Origin of the sequence: Bacillus sp. ISL-47 (assembly GCF_018613175.1) — a bacterium.
Lineage (GTDB): Bacteria > Bacillota > Bacilli > Bacillales > Cytobacillaceae > Cytobacillus.
In genome coordinates this window covers 93,206-113,341 of the sequence record NZ_JAGGQS010000002.1, presented here as the reverse complement: position 1 = coordinate 113,341, position 20,136 = coordinate 93,206, and the positions used below count along the sequence as shown (strand labels likewise).

Here is a 20,136-nt window from a genome sequence, read left to right as displayed (position 1 = left end):
AACGGAATAGGCTTTTCCTAAATCAAAATGATGCTATACAGATTTGCAATAGAGCTATCTTTTGAAGAATGAATTTTTTTGTTATCTCATTCTTCCCCGTTTTCATTGAACCTCGCACTTCCTATTGAATAGTATATGGGCAGAGAGAGTGTACCTAATTATTACCTCCATTTTGCTCGTGGGAATTTTATCTTATGGGAAGTGAAGAACATGCAGACTTTTTATACAGTGCGTTCAGGTGATACGGTCTACGGAATTTCAAGCAGGTGGGGGATTCCGGCAGATTCCCTTATTGCGGCAAATAATTTGAAGCCTCCTTATACGATTTATATAGGGCAGCAGCTGTCCGTTCCACCTGGGGTTGACGTTGTGCGTGTAAGGCAAGGAGATTCAGTGTATCGAATTTCACAATTATACAAAGTTCCGCCTTCAGTGATCATAGAGGCGAATCAGCTTCAACCACCCTATGTCATACAGCCCGGTCAATTATTAAAGGTTCCGCCAGGTGTTCCTTATTATGTCGTCCAGCCAGGGGATACACTTTATCAGCTTGCAGTACGTTTTAATGTCATTACGAACGGGGAGCCAAATTTTGAGCTTATTCGGAATGTTAACCAGCTTCCATCCTCGCAAATAGTTCCCGGAATGAAGCTAAGGATTCCATACGCCCCTCCTGGCGGCCAAGGCCTGATTGCCTATACCTCTGATCGGGGAGGGCAATATGACATTTGGTTATATAATCCCCGAACAGGAGGGAACGTGCAGCTCACCAGTGGATTGGGTGAATCCTTCTCAAGTCCTGAATGGTCGCCGAATAGCAGGAGAATTGCGTTTGTCGGAAAGAACAGAATTATAAATGTTGTGGATGTTGCAACAGGTTCCATTGCTCAAATCGACCAGGTGGATGCTGAGGCAGAATTCAAATTGGATTGGTCGCCTGGCAGCAGCCAAATTGCTTATACGAAGCAAGGGCGTATTATTATGTACAACGTTCTGTCTCATCAAGCACAAAGCATCCAACAGCCTGACTCAACAGATGTTCAATGGTTTCCGAGTGGCAGGGAACTGCTATTTCAGGCACCGGATGCATCAGGGATTAGCCAGCTTTTCCGAATTCAAACAGACGGATCCGGGAAACAGCAAATTACACGAAACACAGGAGGGCGGCTTAATAATGCACAGCTATCACCCAATGGAAGCTTTGTCCTTTACACAACACCAGGCGTCAGTATCTCCATCATTCACACCGTCGAGCTTTCAATAGGCAATGTGTTTGAAGTAAAAGGCGGGCCCCTTGCAAAAAATTATTATCCGATATGGTCTCCTGATTCTTTGAGAATTGCCTATAGCGCTACCGCCTTTGAAGATAGAGGATATTTTTCACAGGTTCGAACTGTGGGGAGGCGAGGAGAAGAGGATCGAATTTGGGCTATATCCAATTGTTTTGCATCGCCTGTCACGTGGTCAACAGACGGAAGGAAAATAGTCTATCTTAGCGGGTGTACGGAACAGGAATTTGCCAGCGAAATGTGGGTTATCGACCTCCAGCATCCCGTACCCATTCGACTAATTAAAGGAGTTAACATTCAGTCATTCCAATGGTCACCGACTCCCATATTGGGTGGTACCCAAATGAACACGTATACGAACACTGCCTACCAGGTTCGGTTCCAATATCCATCACACTGGCGAAAAGTGAACGAGGAAAGATACGAAGGTGCTGACGGCTTTTTTCAAATATCAGCGATTTCAGCTGGTGAAAACCTGGATGAGGTGTGCCGAGGTGAAGCTTTCCATCCATTAATGCCCTATGGATCCACGCCAAGCATCTTGAAGGCTCGAGTTCAACACCAGGAAGCTTGCTATATTTTCCCCTCTGCGGACCAGCCAGCAGAAATGATGAATCAATCCGCTTTAATTGTAAGGTATCCAACTCCTGTTACGATCCAAGGTGAAACTTACAATTACTTTATCTTATGGGCAGATCAGGGGCATTTGAAGGAGATCGCTTCGAGTTTAACTTTTTTATAAACACCCAATTATATTTGGCTTTCCATTTTGGGCTTTTGTTGTTTTAAGGAATGGAACGTTGCGGAAGATCAAGAAGAGGAAGAAGTTGAGCAATAATTGGATAATTTAATTTTTTCCGGGTGCCAGTGAAGGGCTTGTCATAAATAGTGTAATGTCATTAGAATCTTTGGTTTCTGTTGACATTAAATTCTAATGGAAGCAAGTATCCCCCTCAATTTTTAAAGTGAAGGGGATTTAAGGTTTTAAAAAGTATAAAAAATTGTGGTTCGGAAATTGGAGGCGGTTCTGAATCCGGCTCAAGCGCAAGCGCCCGAGGGTCCGTACCAATTGGAACGGACCCTCGGGATCAAATAACCCAAAGAGAATTAAAGGGAAAGACCACCCTTTTTTTCTTTGGAACATTTGCCTGTCGGGGCTAAACGGGCGCTTGTGCTTTTTTATTTAATGGCTTTACTCACTTTTAACTTCTTTCCTTTGATAGTCGCATTCGCCATGGCTTGTAAAACTAGTGAGCCCTTGCCATTCAGAATATCAACATAGGACATTTGATCATGGAGGGTTATAATGCCGATATCCTCTGCTGTGACTCCAGGAATTTTTGCAATCGTTCCAACAAAGTCTACAGCACGAATTTTCTTCTTTTTACCACCGCTGAAATGGAGTTTCATAATATCTTGGTTGATTCGGGCTGTTTTATTATTTCTTACAATTCGCCTGCCGCTAAGTTTTTCTTCGAAAGCAGCTTTTCCACCAGCCACTTCCAGATGGCTGGGAGCTTCTATAGCAGGTAGCTCAAAGCCGATGTATCTTTCAATGGCTTTAATGAATTTTCCTTCAAAAGGTGTCGAAAACGTAATGGCCTTTCCTTTATTTCCAGCACGGCCTGTTCTTCCGGTTCGGTGTACATAGCTCTCTTTTTCCATAGGAACGTCATAGTTGATGACAAGTGTCACATTATCAATATCAATACCTCTGGCAGCTACATCAGTGGCCACGAGATAGCGGAAGTTCCCCAGTTTGAAACCTTCCATAACAGAGAACCGGTCTTCTTGTTCTAAACCCCCATGGAGTCTCTCACAAGGATATCCTGATCTATCTAGTTCACTATACACAGTATCAACGTGTTCTTTGGTTCGGCAGAAAATAAGGCAGCTGTCTGGATTTTCTACAATCGTGACGTCTTTAAGGAGTGAGATCTTTTCTTCTTCTCTCACTTCAATTAAAGAATGTTCAATGGTATCGGCTGTCACCCTGGTCGATTCAATCTCAATCTGAATAGGATCTTTCATATATTTATGGCAAAGATTTTCAACATCTTTAGGCAGAGTTGCAGAAAAAACCATTGTTACTCGGTTTGAAGGCAGTTCTTTGATGATCGCTTCCACTTCATCGATGAAACCTTTATTAAGCATCTCATCAGCTTCATCTATGATAAGATACTTTATTTGATCCAAAACTAAGGTTTCTCGTTCAATATGGTCCATGACTCGTCCAGGGGTACCAACGACTACATGAGTTTTTTGTTTCAATTCATCCTTTTGTTTCGAAAAAGGTTCTTTTCCATAGACGGCCACTGCTTTAATGCGTTTAAACCTTCCGATATTCGTAATGTCTTCGCGGACTTGAACCGCAAGCTCCCTAGTTGGCGTAAGAATTAAGGCCTGTGGTTTTTTTTCTTCCCATTCAATCATATCGGAAACAGGAATACCAAAGGAGGCAGTCTTTCCACTTCCTGTTTGGGCTTTTACGACAAGATCTTGATTTTTCATTGCTAATGGTATGACTTCTCTTTGAACTTCTGTTGGAGTTTCGTATTTTAACACAGCTAGTGCTCTTTTTATTTCTTCGCTTACATGATAGTCCTCAAAACTTCTATTACTCATTTTTAAACCTCGTTTTTTGTTTTTTCGTCATATGTATAGAATTCTCTCCAAGAATTATTATATGCATTATCTGAATATGGTTCATTATACTTGAAAAGTGCGGGACAAAACGGCTTTTATTTTAAATTTTAAAAAGTAACAGATAAGGATGCGTTATTGATCTTAGATAACTTGAGTAAAAAAGATAATGAACAATACAATGCTTCTTTTTACAATAATATTAAAAAATAACTCAGTTCTATTAGGTAAGCCAAAAAACCTCATTTAGATATATTACGGCGAACCGTATTATAAGTATTGATAATTAGTAACAGCACCATCTCTGGTAGCGTTCATTGAAAAAGTTTTGAACAATGTAATACTTTGGGATGTACGATATAAAGGATGGACAACTAATAAGGGTAAAATTTATTAGCGTGAGAAAATCGTATTAAACTGAGGGAGTAGGGGGTTAATTGTATTTATCAATAGACAATCGGAAGAAACGTTTTTCGTGAAAAAAGAACAAACCTCTCCAAATTCCTCTTAATTAAGGAATTTCATGAGAGATTTGTTTTATAGGCTGCTCTTCGAAAAATATTTCCGAGTTTCTTCACGTATTTGTTTAGGTAAGACACGCTCAAGCTCATCCTTTAACCATGAAAGCGTTTTGCCGCGCAAGAAATCACGCATCGTTTCTTCCGCAGAGAGCATAACTAAATTGATTGTGCAAGAAGAGGTACCTGAAGAGCAGATATTATCTCTATACAAATAACCATTATCTTTAATGTTTTTACATTGAAAAATAGGCTTAGGACCTTCAACTGCTTCAATTACATTCCAAAAGGAAATTTCATCTGGAGATTTAGCAAGTTTATAGCCACCCTTAACTCCAGGCACTGAACTTACTATGCCATCCTTAGATAATTTACTGAAAATCTTTGATAGGTATGTTTCTGAAATCCCTTGAAAATGGGAAAGTTCCTTAATGCCAATGGGTGAATCCTCTGGATTATCAATTAAATATACGAGGCAGTGAAGTGCATATTCAACTCCAATACTATACTGCATTAATATCACCTCTTCATAAATGAGATTAATTTATCTTAAAAATTTTTTATTTCTTTGTCAATCATGATCATTTGGAATCAATTAAAATGAAAAGAGGTTTGACATAATAAAGTGTACAACTTATTATAGATAATATCAATCGGTGATTGACGCTATCCACAATTGAAATTTCAAAATGCGGTTCAATTATTTTTTGAATCAGCTTATAAGGAGGAATTGATATTGGAACAACGAATTGATTATTACAAGCTAGCACCAGAAGCAATGAAAATAATGATGGAAATGGAGAAGTATACGAAAACTACAGGTTTAGACCGTAAACTTCGTGAACTTATAAAAATTCGGGCTTCTCAAATAAATGGCTGTGCATATTGCATTAACATGCATACAGCTGATGCTAGAAAAATGGGAGAAACGGAACAGCGTTTATATTGTATTAGTGCATGGAGAGAGTGCACATTTTACACTGAAGCAGAAAAAGCAGCTCTTGAGTTAACAGAGCACATAACTTTAATCCCGACAAAACGTGTGCCAGATGAGCTTTATCAGCGAGTACGTGAACATTCTGATGAGAAACAATATATTGACCTTGTTCTAATCATCAATCAAATCAACAGCTGGAATAGAATTTCAATTGCAATGGGGAATGTAGCAACTGAAAAATAATTTATCCAACAGTTCATGCCATTTTAATTTGTCCAATTTAACCTTGATTGGCTTAGTCTCCTAAGATCTTTTTTTTAAGATAAACTTACCTTCTAGTAAGTAAAAAGGAATTAGAAACAGGTATAGTAAACCTTCACGGCGGAAGAGACGTTGTTGGTTAATTAGTTCACAAGGTGTAAAAATAATAATCCATTAAAAAAAGGGGAGTTTTAAAATGATGAAAATAGAAAAGAAATTGTACACGGCTACAGTAAATGTTCAAGGCGGAAGAGATGGCAAAGCGGTATCCAGCGATAACAATCTTAATGTAGACTTGAAATATCCAAAGGAATTAGGAGGGGACGGAGCTGGAACCAATCCGGAACAGCTGTTCGCTGCAGGGTTTGCCGCATGTTTCCAGGGAGCGATGGGCACTGTCCTTAGGAAAAAGAACATTAAAACAGACGGTATAAATATTGCTTCACATGTTACGCTTGGCAAGGATGCGAACGATGGCTATGTTCTGGCAATTACAATGGATATCACTGTAAAGGGCGTAGAAACTAGCGTGGCAGAAGAAGTCGTTGAGGAAGCTCATAAGGTTTGCCCTTATGCCAGAGCAACTCAAGGTAATATCGAAGTAATATCAAACGTTGTTGGTTAATCAGCTTCTCGATTTTCATACCGTGCCTATCTTTAACAAGATAGGCACTCTTTTTTGCAGAACAACATTTATCAGCACTTTTTTCTTTTCAAAAGCAAGATTGCCCTTTAAAAAACCCGTAACTAGATTTTGTTTAACTTATTTTTCATAAAATGATTCTTAATCCATTTTATAATAAGAAGGAGCGGCAGATACACATATACAAAACCAATTCCCACATTAGAAGTAAAATTGACAAGATAATCAATACTCTTAAATTCCTGAAGGTATACAGAAACAATCATCTCTGCAATAAGCAAGAATAGCAAAGTCGCTTTAGGAGGAATTGAGAAAGTTCTTTTTACGATTCTTGTACATGCCCACAAAGAAATACATATAGGGGATATGATCACTAACAGCCAAATAAAGATGAATACATATTCAAATCTTTCCAGGAAAGAGAATTTAACGATCTTAACCATCATAAGAGTGGGCCAAGGTAAATGCTGTAATACCTCTTGATTAAAGTATAAGAATGATATTAACGTTATAATTAGGTACACAATGAGAGTATATATATTGCCAAGATACGCCCATTTTGAAATATCTCTGTTATTTGAACTCCTAAGGAAGGGATAATACATCAGGATCCACTCGAAACCAAGAAAAAGCAGGGCATACCCTTTAGAAGATAAAAGTAGCTCACTGAGGGAATGACTAAAGGCTGGGAGCAGGTAAATATAATTCGCATGCATCAATGGGAAGTAGATTAAAAAGAACAAAAAAGAAGGCAATATAACTCCCCAGAAGCTAAAGCCGGTTAAACTGCGGAAGCCGCTTGAGATAATATAATAAAATGTGAGTCCGAAAACGAAACATAGCTGCCATGTTTTTATTGAAGGATATACCCATATTTGGATGACCTCAATATATGCACGGAGGACTGTCAAAGAAGCCAGCCAGAAATAAACCAATGCCATGACAGACATTATGCTGCCAATCGCTTTTCCAAAGCAATACTGATGAACAGCTACTAAATCATTAGTTCCCCCGCCTAATAGCTTAAAAATAATATAGAGTATGATATGGGTTACAGCCCAGGTTATAATTAAAGAAATCCAGGCGTCCTGCTCAGCATGTTTAATAACCTGGCTTTGAAAATTTAGGATACCAACTCCGGTTTGTGAAGAGTGAATGAGAAAAAATGTGAAAAAAGCCGAAACTTGAAATTGTTTTTCTACTTTTACGTTCACTAATTTCCCACCCCAGTTTGCCTAACTGCAATTTTGGTATTTACCTCATATGTCATATTAGGATATATCCGATCGTAAAAACTCTGTTCAGAATAATTTCTGTGATTTGCTTTATACACTCTTGCTATACCTAAAGGATCTACACCATTTGTTTGAAAATCCTTTAGAAGTAATTCAGCATCGTTTGAAATTGATTTCTGTAAGGCGGTTTTAAATAATTTAAGATCCTTTTCATCTTCTAAATTGATCCATTCAGGCAAAGCATCAAGTTCTACATCTAAACTTAGGCTTACCCTAACTTGTTCCCTGAGGTTCTCCTTGATGAATTTCACCTTGTGTTTTCCATAGTTCGTTCTGACCCCAATATTAGCTTTGTGTCCATGCATGTTAAGGTCAAAACTGTATACTCCCCTTTTGTTTTTATCGGTCATTAATTTTAATAAGAAGGTTTCTTTTTCGGAAATCCTAAATGCTAATTTTTCACCTTTGAAAATCCCCATACCATCGACTTTAATTTTCCCTTTAGAATCAACTGTAAGATTAGGAAAGGACATATCAATTCCACTTCCAAAAAACTGGTCATACATGACATGGGAGTTAGATTCAGGAATTCCTTCATTTTCAATACTTTTATCAATCAAATTCATTAAGAATAGCGGACTCTCATTAAGTGTTTTACTTAGTATTAAATCTGGAGTTCCATCTGTAATGACAATTCTTACTATGCCAATTTTTGGTTCCTTACAGATGGGGTCTAATATGGAAGCTAAACCATCTCTGCTTAGTTTATCCCCAAATATTATTACCCTTACTTGACCTATTTCAAATGGAAATTGAGACTTATGGCTAAGTTCTTCCTGCAGACTAGATGGATTTTTAGCAGCAGCTGTGATTAAAGCAGGATTATCACTCTCGGCATAATTTGGATAAACAACACTTGCCTTTAGCATCTCATCTTCTTTGTCATATCCTACATTATGCATCAGAGAGACTTCATTAATAATATTGTGAGGTACACATCCAGCCAGAATTAGAGTTAGAACAACAATACCCATTTTAACTAATGTGTTATTCGTCATTAATATCTTCCTTCTTTTTGTTACTCTCTTTTGGTGAATATTTAATTTTATCTTTAGGTCTCAAAAAATCTGGCCTTTTGTTTAATTTATTATAAGGGGACCTTATGATACTATCCGCAAGACTATTGCTTCGAAACGGGTGCAAAGGAACCATGTAAGGAGTATCAAATGATTTTAATTTAAACAAATGACATAGCAGCACGGCAAAACCTATCATGATACCTAGCCCGCCCAGGAATGATGACATGATGATAAAGGGAAATCTTAATATTCTAATTGTGTTGGACATAACGATAGCTGGTGTTGTGAATGAAGCTAAGGCTGCTAAAGCGACAATGATTAATAAAATATTACTTGTCAGTGCTGCCATTACAGCTGCCTGTCCAATGACAATACCGCCAACAATGCCCAATGTCTGTCCTACTTTAGTAGGCAATCGGGCTCCTGCCTCTCTTAATAATTCAATGGTCATTTCTAAAAAAAGAACCTCCAGCAGCGGCGGAAATGGAACGTTTGCTCTGGACTCTATTAGCGGACCCAGTAAATCCGCAGGCACTACCTCATAATGAAACGTCATAACCGCAACATAAATGGCGGAAGAAAAGATTGAAAAGATGATCGCAAGTATTCGTGTAAAACGGAAGAAAGACCCAATAATCCAGTTATAATAATAATCTTCGGATGAGAGAAAAAAATCGAATATGGTAGTAGGTCCGGATACTGCGTATGGTGAACCATCACTAAAGATAACGACTTGGCCGGAAGTGAGTGAATAAGAAATTCGATCCAGCCTCTCTGAAGAAAAGTAAAGTGGAAAAGGAGTATAAGAATTTTCCTTAATTAGCTGGACTAAAGCAGAAGTATCAAAAATGATATCAAAATCTATTTCAGAGAGCCTTTTTTTTACGTTTTCTATATGTTGTTCATTTGTAATGCCATCTAAATAAACAATCATTATTCTTGTTTTTGACAGCGTGCCCAGCACGATCTCTTCAGTCGTTAATAAAGGAGACTTTACCTTAGTTCGAAGTAAAAGAATATTGGTATCAAGACTCTCAACAAACCCTAATTTTGGGCCGATAACATTAAATTCATTCTCAGTTTCGTTAGATTCTCTTATCCCTTTAGATAAATTGCTTATATTCACTAATAGACAATCTTCAGAGGTATTCTCAAATTTAATTAGGACATATCCTTGATGAATTTTTTCTTCGATTTCTTTTGCTTCCTTTGTTCTAATAACATCTTCAAGCGGAAGGCTGTTTTTAAATTGATTCATATCAAAAGGCAGGTCAGTCTTTTTTTCGCATTCATTAATATATGGAAGAAATACATGTTCCATCGTCTTGTGATCGATTAGTGAAGTGAAGTATAAAATGACTATCCGGACTCCGGAAACATTTTTTTTAATCTCTTTAAAATCAGATGATTTTTTGGCTCTTTTTACTATCTCGGCAGGTGTTTGATTTTCTGCAGGATTCAGATTATTTTTTTCCTTTTTCATAAACAAATGTACTCCTAACATGTGTTACTACTTATTATTATTCCTATCAAAAATTGTATGCACTTTATCATTTTTATTATGGCTAAAGACAAAAGGATAAACGGAAAAAGGCTGCGCTAAATAGATATACATATAAAGCTTTACTTAAGTCATTTCATTTTAATAAGCATAACGGGGCATTTTAGCAGAAGAGCTATATTTATATGAACAATGTGACCATATCTTTGAAAAAGAAACGGAAATAATAGAAAATGAATAGCTCTTGATATACTTGCTTTATGATCATTTTATTTAGGAGTGGAAAGATGAGAGATATTTCGATCTTAATTGCGGATGATGAGGAGGACATTGCTGATCTGATTGCCATCCATTTAGAAAAAGAAGGGTATCATGTTATAAAAGTTTCGGATGGACAAGAGGCTGTTCGGGTCGTCGGGACTCAATCGATTGATTTGCTGATTTTGGATATTATGATGCCGAAAATGGATGGATACGAAGTAACCCGCCGCATTCGCGAACGGCATAATATGCCCATCATCTTTTTGAGTGCTAAAACATCTGATTTCGATAAAGTACAGGGACTGGTCATTGGAGCAGATGATTATATGACTAAACCATTCACGCCGATCGAATTGGTTGCCCGCGTAAATGCTCAGCTCCGGCGTTTTATGAAGCTAAATCAGCCGAAAACAGATCATAAAACCTGGCTGGAATATGGCGGGTTAGTGATTACTCCTGATCAGCGTACAGTAACCCTATATGGTGAAAGCATCGAGCTTACGCCGAAAGAGTTTGACATATTGTATTTACTTGCGAGTCATCCAAAGAAGGTGTATAGTGTGGAAAATATTTTTCAGCATGTGTGGGGAGAAGCTTACTTTGAAAGCGGCAATACGGTCATGGTACATATTCGCACGCTGCGGAAAAAACTTGAGGAAGGCAAACAGAACCACAAATGGATAAAAACCGTGTGGGGCGTCGGGTATTCCTTCAATGGTTAAACTGGTGCGCAGCTTTCGTTCAAAGATGGTGCTATTATTTGGTTTAAGTATGATATTTTCTGGACTTATAACGTTTATAGTCTTTAAATCACTCCAATTCTATTATCACGCGAATGTCCAGTTTGGTGACCGGCTGGAATATTATCGGAAAATGATGAAACAATTTGGCGATATTAACGTCTTTTTACTGCTGTTCATCCCGCTTTCGTTCATGTTCTTTTATTTACTCACGAAACGATATTCCAGCTATTTTAATGAAATTTCAACCGGAATCCATTATCTCTCCCGGGGAGACTTTTCACATCAAGTTCAAATAGGGTCAAATGATGAATTTCGAGATATTGCACATGATATTAATTTGGCAAGTGAAAAATTGAAACAAGCTGTAGAAAGAGGAGATTTTTCGGAAAGCAGCAAGGATCAATTGGTCGTAAATCTAGCTCATGATTTGCGGACTCCGCTTACCTCTGTGTTAGGATATTTGGATTTGATCCTTATGGATGAGAGCTTGACGAAAGAACAAGTCAGGCATTTTTTAACCATTGCCTTTACGAAATCGCAACGTTTAGAAAGGCTGATTGATGAATTATTCGAAATAACCAGAATGAATTATGGTATGCTTCCAGTTGAAAAAAAGAGACTAAATTTAACGGACCTGCTTAATCAATTAAAGGAAGAATTGTACCCTGCATTCAAAAAGAATCATTTGGCTGCCCGTATGGATAGCACCTCCCATTTACCCATTTTGGGTGATGGAGAATTGATAGCACGTGTATTTGAAAATCTTCTAACCAACGCCATCCGTTATGGAAATGAAGGCCAGTATGTCGATATTAACGGCTCTATTGATGGGGATGAAGTGGTCGTTCAAGTTGTGAATTATGGAGACAGCATTCCTCCGGAGGAACTCCCGCATCTCTTTGATATGTTCTATACCGGTGACAAAGCAAGAATGCATCAAGAAGATAGCACCGGTCTTGGCTTGTTCATTGCGAAGAATATAGTAGAGCAGCATAATGGCACCATTACGGTAGAAAGCAATGTCATCAGGACAATTTTTGAAGTTCGTTTACCGAAGGAAAGTGAACTAATGAATGAAGATTAGCTGTATGTACAGGATTTAAGAAAAATTTAAAAATTACCCTACTCTTTTTTTAAATAGTTTTTCCTATTCTTTAAGCAAGGAAGAAAAAGGAGGAAGCTGAAAAATGAAGAAGTGGGGTTTTTTACTATTAGTTTGCTTGGGGTTAACTTTCATAAATATGGAACCTTTTTTTGAACCAAAAGTAAAAATACAAAATGATGATCAACAAGAAAATGACATAGTGGATAGAAGGACTTCTGAATATATCCAAAAAGAAATTGCAGAAGAACAAATCTATCAAGGAAATTTGCTTTTGGTCAACAGTGAACACCCGGTTCACCCGGAAAGTATTAAATCGGATGTCATCAATCTATCTGAGCGCAATGAATGGACAAGGGGATATGGATTGTTAAACAGCGGAATTTATTTGTCAGAGGACGTTGCACGTGAATTTTCAGAGATGATCGCAACAGCAGAAAAAGAAGGAGTTCGAAATTTCTCTATAACTAGCGGCTTTCGAGGCTTTGAAGAGCAAAGTGTGCTTTATCAAGAGATGGGTTCTGACTATGCCTTGCCAGCTGGTTATAGCGAACATAATTTGGGCTTATCGCTTGATGTAGGCTCTGCTCAAATGAAGATGGCCGATGCACCTGAAGGAAAGTGGATAGAAGAAAATGCCTGGAAATACGGGTTCATTTTGCGCTATCCAAAGGACAAGACAGATGTAACAGGAATTCAATATGAACCCTGGCATATCCGCTATGTTGGTCTGCCGCATAGTGCGATTATGAAGGAAAAAAATTTTGCTTTAGAGGAATATTTAGATTATCTAAAAGAAGAAAAACAAATCTCTGTTAGTATAAATGGGGAAGAATACACGATTACTTATTACCCGATTCCTCAAACCAGGACGATTAACGTACCGGATAATAGCTATTTTGAGATTTCAGGCAACAATATAGATGGAGTATTTGTGACCGTCTACGAATGATAAGTGAAATAAGAAAATGGGGGGACACCCCGCCAGTGTTAATAGAATTATATTAAACCTATCAAAAGGATTTACGTTTTGCGGGGATATTGACTCTGCATCTTTCATCTTGACACTTACCTATTAGTAAGTTACTATTGGGGCATGGAAAACAGAAAAAAACAAATTGTAGACTTAGCAATTAAATTGATACAGCAAAAAGGGTATGTGGCGTTTAGCTATGATGACATCTCTAAACAGCTTGGGGTGACCAAAGCAAGTATTCACTATCACTTTGAGAAAAAGGAGGATTTAGGAGTCGCAGTTACAGAACGTATTTTATTGAGACTGCAAGAATCTTTGATGTTAATTAAAAATTCGCCGGTTTCTGCTGAAGAGAAGCTGAAGCAGTTCATCCAGCAGCAGGCTCAAAGATTTGAGTATACTGAAATTTGTCCTATTTCTTCGCTGCAGACGGATTATGAATCTTTGCCAACTACCGTACAAGAAAAGATTGTGGAAGTCAGCAGACTGGAGCTCAGTGTAATGAAAGAATTTGTTGCAGAGGCACAAGCTGAAAATATCATAAACAGCTCTGAAGATGTCCATCAAGTAGCGGTAGCGATATTATCAAGCGTTAAAGGAGCATTATTATACAGACGTGTTCTGGGTGATGATGTATTAGCCGAAGTCCTAAATCAGTTAAATCTCTCCTTAAAAAAACCGTAGAAACGGTTTTTTTAAGGAGAGATACTTACCTTCTAGTAAGTAAATAATATGCTTCATTTTTATAGGTTGGTTTTATCGTTGACGGAGGGGGTGACTGTAATTGATAAAGATACTAATTTTCGCGGGAACACTAGGTTTCCTTCTCTCTGGCTGCAGCCAGATCGATCCATATTTGGATAAAGTTAAACCGCTAATGGACAAAATCCCATTTCTGCAAGAGGAAAAGAGTTTGGAGGGCAATTCGGAGAAAGAAGCTGTTCCTGACGGAAGTGAAGAAGATAAAGAAGGTGTTTCACAGAATGAAGGCACGGAAAGCAAAAACGAAATGTCTGCCGAAAAGGATCCCCTTTCATTGGGGGCTTCCTATTTCAATGAAGTAAAAGTGGTCAATGGCCGTAATGTCATTCAGAATCCCGAGAATGTACTGGTTCTTGTGAATAAACAATTCAGGCTGCCAGATGGCTATGAACCGCTGCAATTGGTGATTCCTGAAGTTGCCTTTTCATTTGGAAAATTAGATTTGGAAAAAAGCTATATGCGCCAGGATGCTGCCAAAGCGCTGGAAAATCTTTTTGCAGGAGCGTTGAATGAAGGAGTAGAATTGTTTGTTGTTTCTGGCTATCGTTCATATGACCGGCAATCACAAGTATTTGAAGCGGAGGTTAACAGAACAGGGAAAGAACAAGCTGTCCAAGCTGTTGCTATACCAGGCAGCAGTGAACATCAGACAGGTCTATCGATGGATATCTCAAGCAGAAGCGCCAATTTAGAACTATCTGAGAAATTCGGAGAAACAAACGAAGGTAAGTGGCTTGCTGAAAATGCACACCGCTACGGCTTTATTCTCCGATATCCCAAAGGAAAGGAAACCATCACTGGATACCAATATGAACCCTGGCATTTCCGCTATGTAGGTTCCGAGGCTGCCAAAGTAATCTTTGAAAAGAAATGGACATTGGAAGAATACTTCAATATCGTTAAGAAAATATAAGGTGTATTTCTACGTTATTAAAAGCTTTTTTTCTGGATTGAAATATAAATAAGTGCCAGTAGATTTGAAAAATCGGATGTACTATTATCAATACTTACCTTCTAGTAAGTAATTTTATCTTGAAGAATTTATTATAGAAAGTGGGGATTTCCGTAGTGAAAAGAATGCTATTGGTTTCTCTATTGATGTCATGTGGGGCTACCTTTATTACCCCGTTATTCCCTATATATAGTGAGGCTTACCTGTTGAACAGTCTGCAAATCACGATCTTGTTTGCCATTTATGCTGCATTCTTGTTGCCGACTTTGTTTATTGCAGGAGAAAAAGGCAGCAGGTGGGGATTAAAAAGGGTTGTTCGCATCAGTATATGGATCTCCATCGCATCTACTGTGTTCTTTCTGGCAGTTAATCATTTCTGGATGCTCTATGTCGCCAGGTCATTGGAAGGAATCGCATACGGAGCCTTTACAGGTACAGCTGCTGCTTTTCTAATGAAGCAAACTTCTCCCAGCCAAATAGGTGCAGCTCTCAAATTATCAGGTGTTACAATTCTCATTGGTTTCGGGCTGGGACCAGCTATAGCGGGTTTTATCCTACAATATATACATTACCTTCCACTCCACCTGCCATTTTGGATTCTGCTCGTCCTGCTTATCATCTCACTAATCGTGCTGGAAACTATTCCTAAAGATTCTGTTTCCATTGAACAAAAACGCGTAAAAACGAAGATATCGCTTGGTGTGCCGAGCAATATTCGTTCTCCATTTTTCTCAATGGCCGGATTGCCTATCTTCACAGTTTTCACAATACAAGGAATCGCGTTTACTCTTATTCCTAATTTCGTCCAGAATGTCATTCATACGTCCAACCTATCCGTTTCTGGATTAATCATTTTCGTGCTTCTCAGTGGAGCAGCTTTGGCTCAGTTCATTCCATGGCCGAGTCACCCCATTACACGTATGAGATTCGGCATCCTGCTTCTTGTGATAGGGTCATGGATAATTGTTTCTTCTGGTTTAGCATCAAGTCTGCCGCTGCTCTGGGCAGGCATTTTCATCCAGTCTATCGGCGGCGGGTGGACTTTTCAAATTGCCCTGCGACTTGCCGGACAGTTACCGGAAACAAAAGAACGGCCACGAGTCATTTCGGTTTTCTATTTGTGCGCGTACTCAGGATTTATCGTTCCCGTAATTGGTGTCGGAGCGCTTACTCAATTTTTCAGTTTGAACCATTCGCTGATCGTGCTGAACCTGTTTGCAGCATTTATTGTTATATATGTACTGCTGTATTCCGTCAAATATAATCGCAATTATTCGGACATATAATTAAGGCATTATCTCAATATATCCATAATCTATTACTGAGCTCTTCTAACCTAATCAAGAGTGCTTTAAAATCCAGCTGCCAGTTTGGCAGCTTTTTTTTCCTATTAAAAGGGAGTTTAGTTTGAGAAGAGTGCTTACATAATATTAAGTGTGGTGTTGAGTAATAGTGAATGTTATCTTCAGGCAATTGATAGATGGCAAATCGTTTGCTGCCCTTTAAAAGGGGATTATATAAAGTGAATGTGAACACATATAAGAGAAATGGTAAGGGGCTTGAATAGAATGGCGACATCTATAGAAAGGTTATTATGGAGTATTGCACTTCCTGGTTTTGGTCAATTTTTAAATGGAAAACTGATAAAGGGAATGGTTATTGTATTTTTAGAGTTCCTTATTAATGTACAAGCGAATTTCAACGGGGTCATTATTTCAAGTTTTCATGGAAATATTGAAAAGGCAATTGCAGAAACCGATTATTTGTGGCTGATGTTTTACCCTTGTTTGTATTTCTTTGCTATGTGGGATTCTTTTAAAGATGCGGGAGGAGGGAAAAACAGTTATTCTTTTCTTCCGTTTGTGTCTTCTGCTTACTTTGTTACTGTGGGGTGTATATATTCCTCTACCTTTAAGCTTTTTGGGATATTATTAGGACCTATTTGGCTGCCAATATTGTGTGTAATACCAGGTGTCAGTGTGGGATTTTTTTTAATGAAGATACTGAGGAAAAAACACATTGAACACTTTTAAAAAAGGCACATTTATTGTTAAGCCCTTTATTGAGATGCCATGTAAGATATTAAAATGTAATAGAATATAATGAATAATTACCAATTTTGATTACAAACTAAGAATAGAAAATAAATTGTGGAGGGGCCTTTTATATGAATTTAAACGAATTAGGCTTTCTTTGGTACTTACATTCAAGTTCAAATATGGTCAATGTTTTTTTGGGGAATCTTATTGAAACTGCTGAAGATCCTGATTTGAAAGATGTTTTAACTGAGATTAAAACACTTTCAACATTCCAGGAACAAGAGGCTTTGCAATTCTTAGCTGATAATGGATTAAATATTACACCGTTTTTTAGTGAAAATGATTTACATAGCCCCTCAGAAAAGATATTTTCTGATCAATTAATGATAGAAATTCTTAAGCATATTACCAGTAATGGACTGGGTGTACTTTCTTTTCAATATACAGATTTAACCGTCCCAAAGGTTAAGAGTTTTTTTAAAGAAATACTCAATAAGATAATTCAAATTGACATTTCTATTTTAAATTTGCTGGAGCACAAAGGTTTACTGCAAAACAGGTCATTTTCATACAAAAATGCTGAAGACAGAGAAAGCAAGTTATTTAAAGTGGCATCAACCCAGCAGAGGCCGCTTAATGCTTTTGAATTAGCAAGTATGTTTGGTTCATTTCAATGTAATAATGTTGGTGTAGCTCTATGTACTGCTTTTTCGGATGTTGCAAAGGATAAAGATACAAAGGGTTTTTTGCAGGATGGGATCAAATTGTCATATCATCAAGTTGATGTTTTATCCGAAATATATAGAGATAACGGAGTTCCGACAACCACCGGATTAGAGGCTCACGTTCATAAGGTGAATAAATCCCCATTTTCAGATAAACTAATGGCTAACTTAATCATGTTCTTAAATCCCATCGGAATCGGCCATCTGCAAACTGCTGTGGTTTCCAGTTATAAAAAAAGTCACGTGAAAATACTGAAGGAATTAATTGATCAGGTAGAAAGCTATTCAGAGAAGGGATTTAAGTTATTGGTAAGGAAAGATTGGCTTAATGAGCCGCCGGTAACCAATAGGTCAATTGATAGTTAAAACAAACAATCTAAAACATTCCCTGAAGATCATAAAAATGAGAGGGAGAACAAAAAGCCGATTTCATGATTATAGGTAAATCGGCTTCTCAAAATAATAAATTTAAAAATTTGTTGTTTTGAATTAGGAGTTCGATTTTTAATTTATCGCATGAATTCAGTTAACCTATTATAAGAAAGAATACCATTTGTCATTTGATGAAAGGTCTAGCGGTTTATATTTCCCCTCTGCGGACCAGCCAGCAGAAATGTTGAATCAATCCGCTTTAATCGTAAGGTATCCAACTCCCGTTATAATTCAAGGAGAAACCTACAATTATTTCATCTTATGGGCAGACCAGGCGCATTTGAAGGAAATCGCTTCTAGTTTGACCTTTTAATAGAACATGGGGCTTGTCCACTGGTTCGATAAGTTCCGAAGAAACGGAATGCAAAGTAAAAAGACCTTCCGAATCAAAGGTCTTTTACTTCTTACACATATTTATTTCGCTAATAGAGATTCCTTCAGCCAATTTTTCCCCTCTACAAGACGGCTGACCATCATCGCTGAAACGGTGTTGCCGGCTGAGTTCAGCAGTGTTGCAGGAGCATCGATAATGGTACTGATAACCGCGATAATCGGAAGCACTTCCGGTGGGAAACCAAATACACTCAAGATAAGCATTTCGCCAATCATACCGCCACCAGGGATCGCACCCATTACAGCTCCAACTAGAAAGGATACGGCCAGGATGCTCAGAATGCTTGTTATGCTCGTCATGTCTTTGCCAAACAAGCTGAACAAGAACACAATTTTAAAGACACCGCCAAGAACAGATCCATCTTTATGCGTGTTGGCTCCAAGCGGGATAATCGTTTCCGCAATATCCTGAGGAACACCCATCTTTCTTACAGCTGCAAGGTTGATTGGAATGCATGCTGCACTGGAACACGTCGCAATGGCACTGACAGAAGGCGTGATGGCATTTTTCCAAAATACTTTGACACCATCTTTCCCGCCAGCCGCAAAAGCATAAAGCGTGAAGAACCCAAAAAAGTAAATGAGCGTTAACACAAGATAAAGCACAAACACTCGTACATACCCGCCCAAAATCTGCGGCCCAAGCTCACCAATGATCGTGGCAAAATAACAGCCAAGCCCGATCGGAGCATAATACATCACAAAGCCGACAATCTTCATCATTACGGCTGAACCGGATGACAGCAGGTTAGCAATCGGCTTTCCTTTCTCTCCAGCCATCGCCGTACCCAATCCAAATAAAATCGAAAAGACAATCAGCTGCAGCATGTTATTCTTCGAGAACAGCATCTGGAAATCAGGTACCGTAAACGCCTGAACAAGCTGCCCAAGGAATGTAACCTCTTCAGCCTCCGGATCCACTGTGGCATCCGTCATAATGCTTTTAATGGAGGAAATATCCGCATCCTTAAGCGGTTCGAAAATCGAAATCCCGATAAATCCCAAAATGGCAGAAATCACAGCCGTAATGAAAAAGACTGTAAACATCCCGCCCATAATCTTTCCTAACCTCTTCATCCCGCCCATATTCGCAAGGCTCGAAGCAATGCTAAAGAAGACAAGCGGCACAATAATCATAAACAATAAATTTAAGAATAAATCCCCAAAAGGCTTCACGACCGCTGTCTTTGGCCCAAAGACGACGCCGGCTACTCCGCCAATTAAAATCGAAACAAGCAGGAATATCGTTAGCTTGTAATTTGATAGAACTTTCTTCATGATGTCTCACCTTTCTTTGGTTTCGAAAGTTTTATTATATAACTAAAGAGGTGAGGAGAAGAAGGTGAAGATGATAATTCTTTATATTCTGTCTGTTTGGTGAAGGGAGGATGTATTACAATATTGAGGTGAAGAGCACAACTTCTTCCTTTATTCAAGGGAATAGGAGGAGAATACAATTAGCAAACAACGTTGTCTGGTATGTTTTCAGATTAAAAGTTCAGCAGAATTCTCTATGGGAAAAAAAGAGACTTGTGATGCGTGCATAAATCGCAGCACCATGAAAAAACGGCTGAAATATTCAACTAAGAAAAAGAGAACCGAGGTCTGCTCACAGTGCGCGAAAAAAGTTCAGGCTGTAAACGAG

The 20,136-nt window shown here is 38.3% G+C and carries 17 protein-coding genes; 11 read left to right on the top strand and 6 right to left on the bottom strand.

Annotated features, from left to right (window positions below; genetic code table 11):
- Nucleotides 1–210: 210 nt before the first annotated feature.
- Complete coding sequence (locus J7I93_RS01180; protein ID WP_214722605.1) at nt 211–2,031, top strand: LysM peptidoglycan-binding domain-containing protein; 1,821 nt, start codon at nt 211–213, stop codon at nt 2,029–2,031.
- Between the two features lie 437 nt (nt 2,032–2,468).
- On the opposite strand, the gene J7I93_RS01175 is transcribed toward J7I93_RS01180, so the two are convergent.
- Nucleotides 2,469–3,914: a DEAD/DEAH box helicase gene (locus J7I93_RS01175; RefSeq protein ID WP_214722604.1), complete on the bottom strand. Its 1,446-nt coding sequence runs from the start codon at nt 3,912–3,914 to the stop codon at nt 2,469–2,471.
- A gap of 555 nt (nt 3,915–4,469) precedes the next feature.
- Nucleotides 4,470–4,964, bottom strand: a complete 495-nt coding sequence (locus tag J7I93_RS01170; protein ID WP_214722603.1) for an Rrf2 family transcriptional regulator — start codon at nt 4,962–4,964, stop codon at nt 4,470–4,472.
- Nucleotides 4,965–5,186: 222 nt separating this feature from the next.
- On the opposite strand from J7I93_RS01170, the gene J7I93_RS01165 reads away from it, so the two are divergent.
- Both J7I93_RS01165 and J7I93_RS01160 read left to right on the top strand, forming a co-directional pair.
- Entirely contained in the window at nt 5,187–5,630 is a 444-nt protein-coding gene (locus J7I93_RS01165; RefSeq protein WP_214722602.1) for a carboxymuconolactone decarboxylase family protein, read from the top strand.
- Between the two features lie 214 nt (nt 5,631–5,844).
- A complete protein-coding gene (locus J7I93_RS01160; RefSeq protein ID WP_285289053.1) occupies nt 5,845–6,273 on the top strand; it encodes an organic hydroperoxide resistance protein in 429 nt (142 codons plus the stop codon).
- A gap of 122 nt (nt 6,274–6,395) precedes the next feature.
- Here the strand turns inward: J7I93_RS01160 and J7I93_RS01155 are convergent, their stop codons facing one another.
- The 3 genes from J7I93_RS01155 to J7I93_RS01145 are packed head-to-tail and all read right to left on the bottom strand — an operon-like array spanning nt 6,396 to nt 10,088.
- Nucleotides 6,396–7,505 (bottom strand): GerAB/ArcD/ProY family transporter, encoded by a 1,110-nt coding sequence (locus J7I93_RS01155; protein ID WP_214722601.1) that lies wholly within the window; start codon nt 7,503–7,505, stop codon nt 6,396–6,398.
- Complete coding sequence (locus tag J7I93_RS01150) at nt 7,505–8,584, bottom strand: Ger(x)C family spore germination protein (RefSeq protein WP_214722600.1); 1,080 nt, start codon at nt 8,582–8,584, stop codon at nt 7,505–7,507. The genes J7I93_RS01155 and J7I93_RS01150 overlap by 1 nt, the downstream gene beginning before the upstream one ends.
- The gene (locus J7I93_RS01145; protein WP_214722599.1) at nt 8,574–10,088 is read right to left on the bottom strand and encodes a spore germination protein; all 1,515 of its coding nucleotides are present in this window, start codon (nt 10,086–10,088) and stop codon (nt 8,574–8,576) included. The genes J7I93_RS01150 and J7I93_RS01145 overlap by 11 nt, the downstream gene beginning before the upstream one ends.
- 305 nt (nt 10,089–10,393) lie before the next feature.
- Here J7I93_RS01145 and vanR point away from each other — a divergent pair, with 305 nt between their 5' ends.
- The 8 genes from vanR to J7I93_RS01105 all read left to right on the top strand — a co-directional run bounded on the left by vanR (nt 10,394) and on the right by J7I93_RS01105 (nt 18,032).
- Nucleotides 10,394–11,089, top strand: coding sequence for a vancomycin resistance response regulator transcription factor, VanR-F/VanR-M family (gene vanR / locus J7I93_RS01140; RefSeq protein ID WP_214722598.1), 696 nt, complete (start codon nt 10,394–10,396; stop codon nt 11,087–11,089).
- Nucleotides 11,082–12,194, top strand: a complete 1,113-nt coding sequence (locus J7I93_RS01135; RefSeq protein ID WP_214722597.1) for a sensor histidine kinase — start codon at nt 11,082–11,084, stop codon at nt 12,192–12,194. Before vanR ends, J7I93_RS01135 begins: the two co-directional genes overlap by 8 nt.
- 103 nt (nt 12,195–12,297) lie before the next feature.
- Nucleotides 12,298–13,164: a VanY-A/VanY-F/VanY-M family D-Ala-D-Ala carboxypeptidase gene (gene vanY, locus J7I93_RS01130; protein ID WP_214722596.1), complete on the top strand. Its 867-nt coding sequence runs from the start codon at nt 12,298–12,300 to the stop codon at nt 13,162–13,164.
- 144 nt (nt 13,165–13,308) lie between these two features.
- On the top strand, nt 13,309–13,872 hold the full coding sequence (locus J7I93_RS01125) for a TetR/AcrR family transcriptional regulator (protein ID WP_214722595.1): 564 nt from the start codon (nt 13,309–13,311) through the stop codon (nt 13,870–13,872).
- Nucleotides 13,873–13,972: 100 nt separating this feature from the next.
- Nucleotides 13,973–14,863, top strand: a complete 891-nt coding sequence (locus tag J7I93_RS01120) for a M15 family metallopeptidase (RefSeq protein ID WP_251025677.1) — start codon at nt 13,973–13,975, stop codon at nt 14,861–14,863.
- 164 nt (nt 14,864–15,027) lie between these two features.
- Entirely contained in the window at nt 15,028–16,188 is a 1,161-nt protein-coding gene (locus J7I93_RS01115) for an MFS transporter (protein ID WP_214722698.1), read from the top strand.
- 282 nt (nt 16,189–16,470) lie between these two features.
- Nucleotides 16,471–16,935 carry a hypothetical protein gene (locus J7I93_RS01110; protein ID WP_214722697.1) on the top strand — a complete coding sequence of 155 codons (465 nt, stop codon included), beginning with the start codon at nt 16,471–16,473 and terminating at the stop codon, nt 16,933–16,935.
- Nucleotides 16,936–17,069: 134 nt separating this feature from the next.
- Nucleotides 17,070–18,032, top strand: a complete 963-nt coding sequence (locus tag J7I93_RS01105; protein ID WP_214722594.1) for a DUF3231 family protein — start codon at nt 17,070–17,072, stop codon at nt 18,030–18,032.
- Nucleotides 18,033–18,512: 480 nt separating this feature from the next.
- Here J7I93_RS01105 and J7I93_RS01100 read toward each other — a convergent pair whose 3' ends face one another.
- Nucleotides 18,513–19,769: a dicarboxylate/amino acid:cation symporter gene (locus tag J7I93_RS01100; RefSeq protein WP_214722593.1), complete on the bottom strand. Its 1,257-nt coding sequence runs from the start codon at nt 19,767–19,769 to the stop codon at nt 18,513–18,515.
- Nucleotides 19,770–20,136 lie beyond the last annotated feature (367 nt).

Coding starts and splice junctions, on each gene's coding strand:
- J7I93_RS01180 (WP_214722605.1), top strand. CDS start 211: ATGCAGACTTTTTATACAGTGCGTTCAGGTGATACGGTCTACGGAATT.
- J7I93_RS01175 (WP_214722604.1), bottom strand. CDS start 3,914: ATGAGTAATAGAAGTTTTGAGGACTATCATGTAAGCGAAGAAATAAAA.
- J7I93_RS01170 (WP_214722603.1), bottom strand. CDS start 4,964: ATGCAGTATAGTATTGGAGTTGAATATGCACTTCACTGCCTCGTATAT.
- J7I93_RS01160 (WP_285289053.1), top strand. CDS start 5,845: ATGATGAAAATAGAAAAGAAATTGTACACGGCTACAGTAAATGTTCAA.
- J7I93_RS01150 (WP_214722600.1), bottom strand. CDS start 8,584: ATGACGAATAACACATTAGTTAAAATGGGTATTGTTGTTCTAACTCTA.
- J7I93_RS01145 (WP_214722599.1), bottom strand. CDS start 10,088: ATGAAAAAGGAAAAAAATAATCTGAATCCTGCAGAAAATCAAACACCT.
- vanR (WP_214722598.1), top strand. CDS start 10,394: ATGAGAGATATTTCGATCTTAATTGCGGATGATGAGGAGGACATTGCT.
- J7I93_RS01135 (WP_214722597.1), top strand. CDS start 11,082: ATGGTTAAACTGGTGCGCAGCTTTCGTTCAAAGATGGTGCTATTATTT.
- vanY (WP_214722596.1), top strand. CDS start 12,298: ATGAAGAAGTGGGGTTTTTTACTATTAGTTTGCTTGGGGTTAACTTTC.
- J7I93_RS01125 (WP_214722595.1), top strand. CDS start 13,309: ATGGAAAACAGAAAAAAACAAATTGTAGACTTAGCAATTAAATTGATA.
- J7I93_RS01115 (WP_214722698.1), top strand. CDS start 15,028: ATGCTATTGGTTTCTCTATTGATGTCATGTGGGGCTACCTTTATTACC.
- J7I93_RS01110 (WP_214722697.1), top strand. CDS start 16,471: ATGGCGACATCTATAGAAAGGTTATTATGGAGTATTGCACTTCCTGGT.
- J7I93_RS01105 (WP_214722594.1), top strand. CDS start 17,070: ATGAATTTAAACGAATTAGGCTTTCTTTGGTACTTACATTCAAGTTCA.
- J7I93_RS01100 (WP_214722593.1), bottom strand. CDS start 19,769: ATGAAGAAAGTTCTATCAAATTACAAGCTAACGATATTCCTGCTTGTT.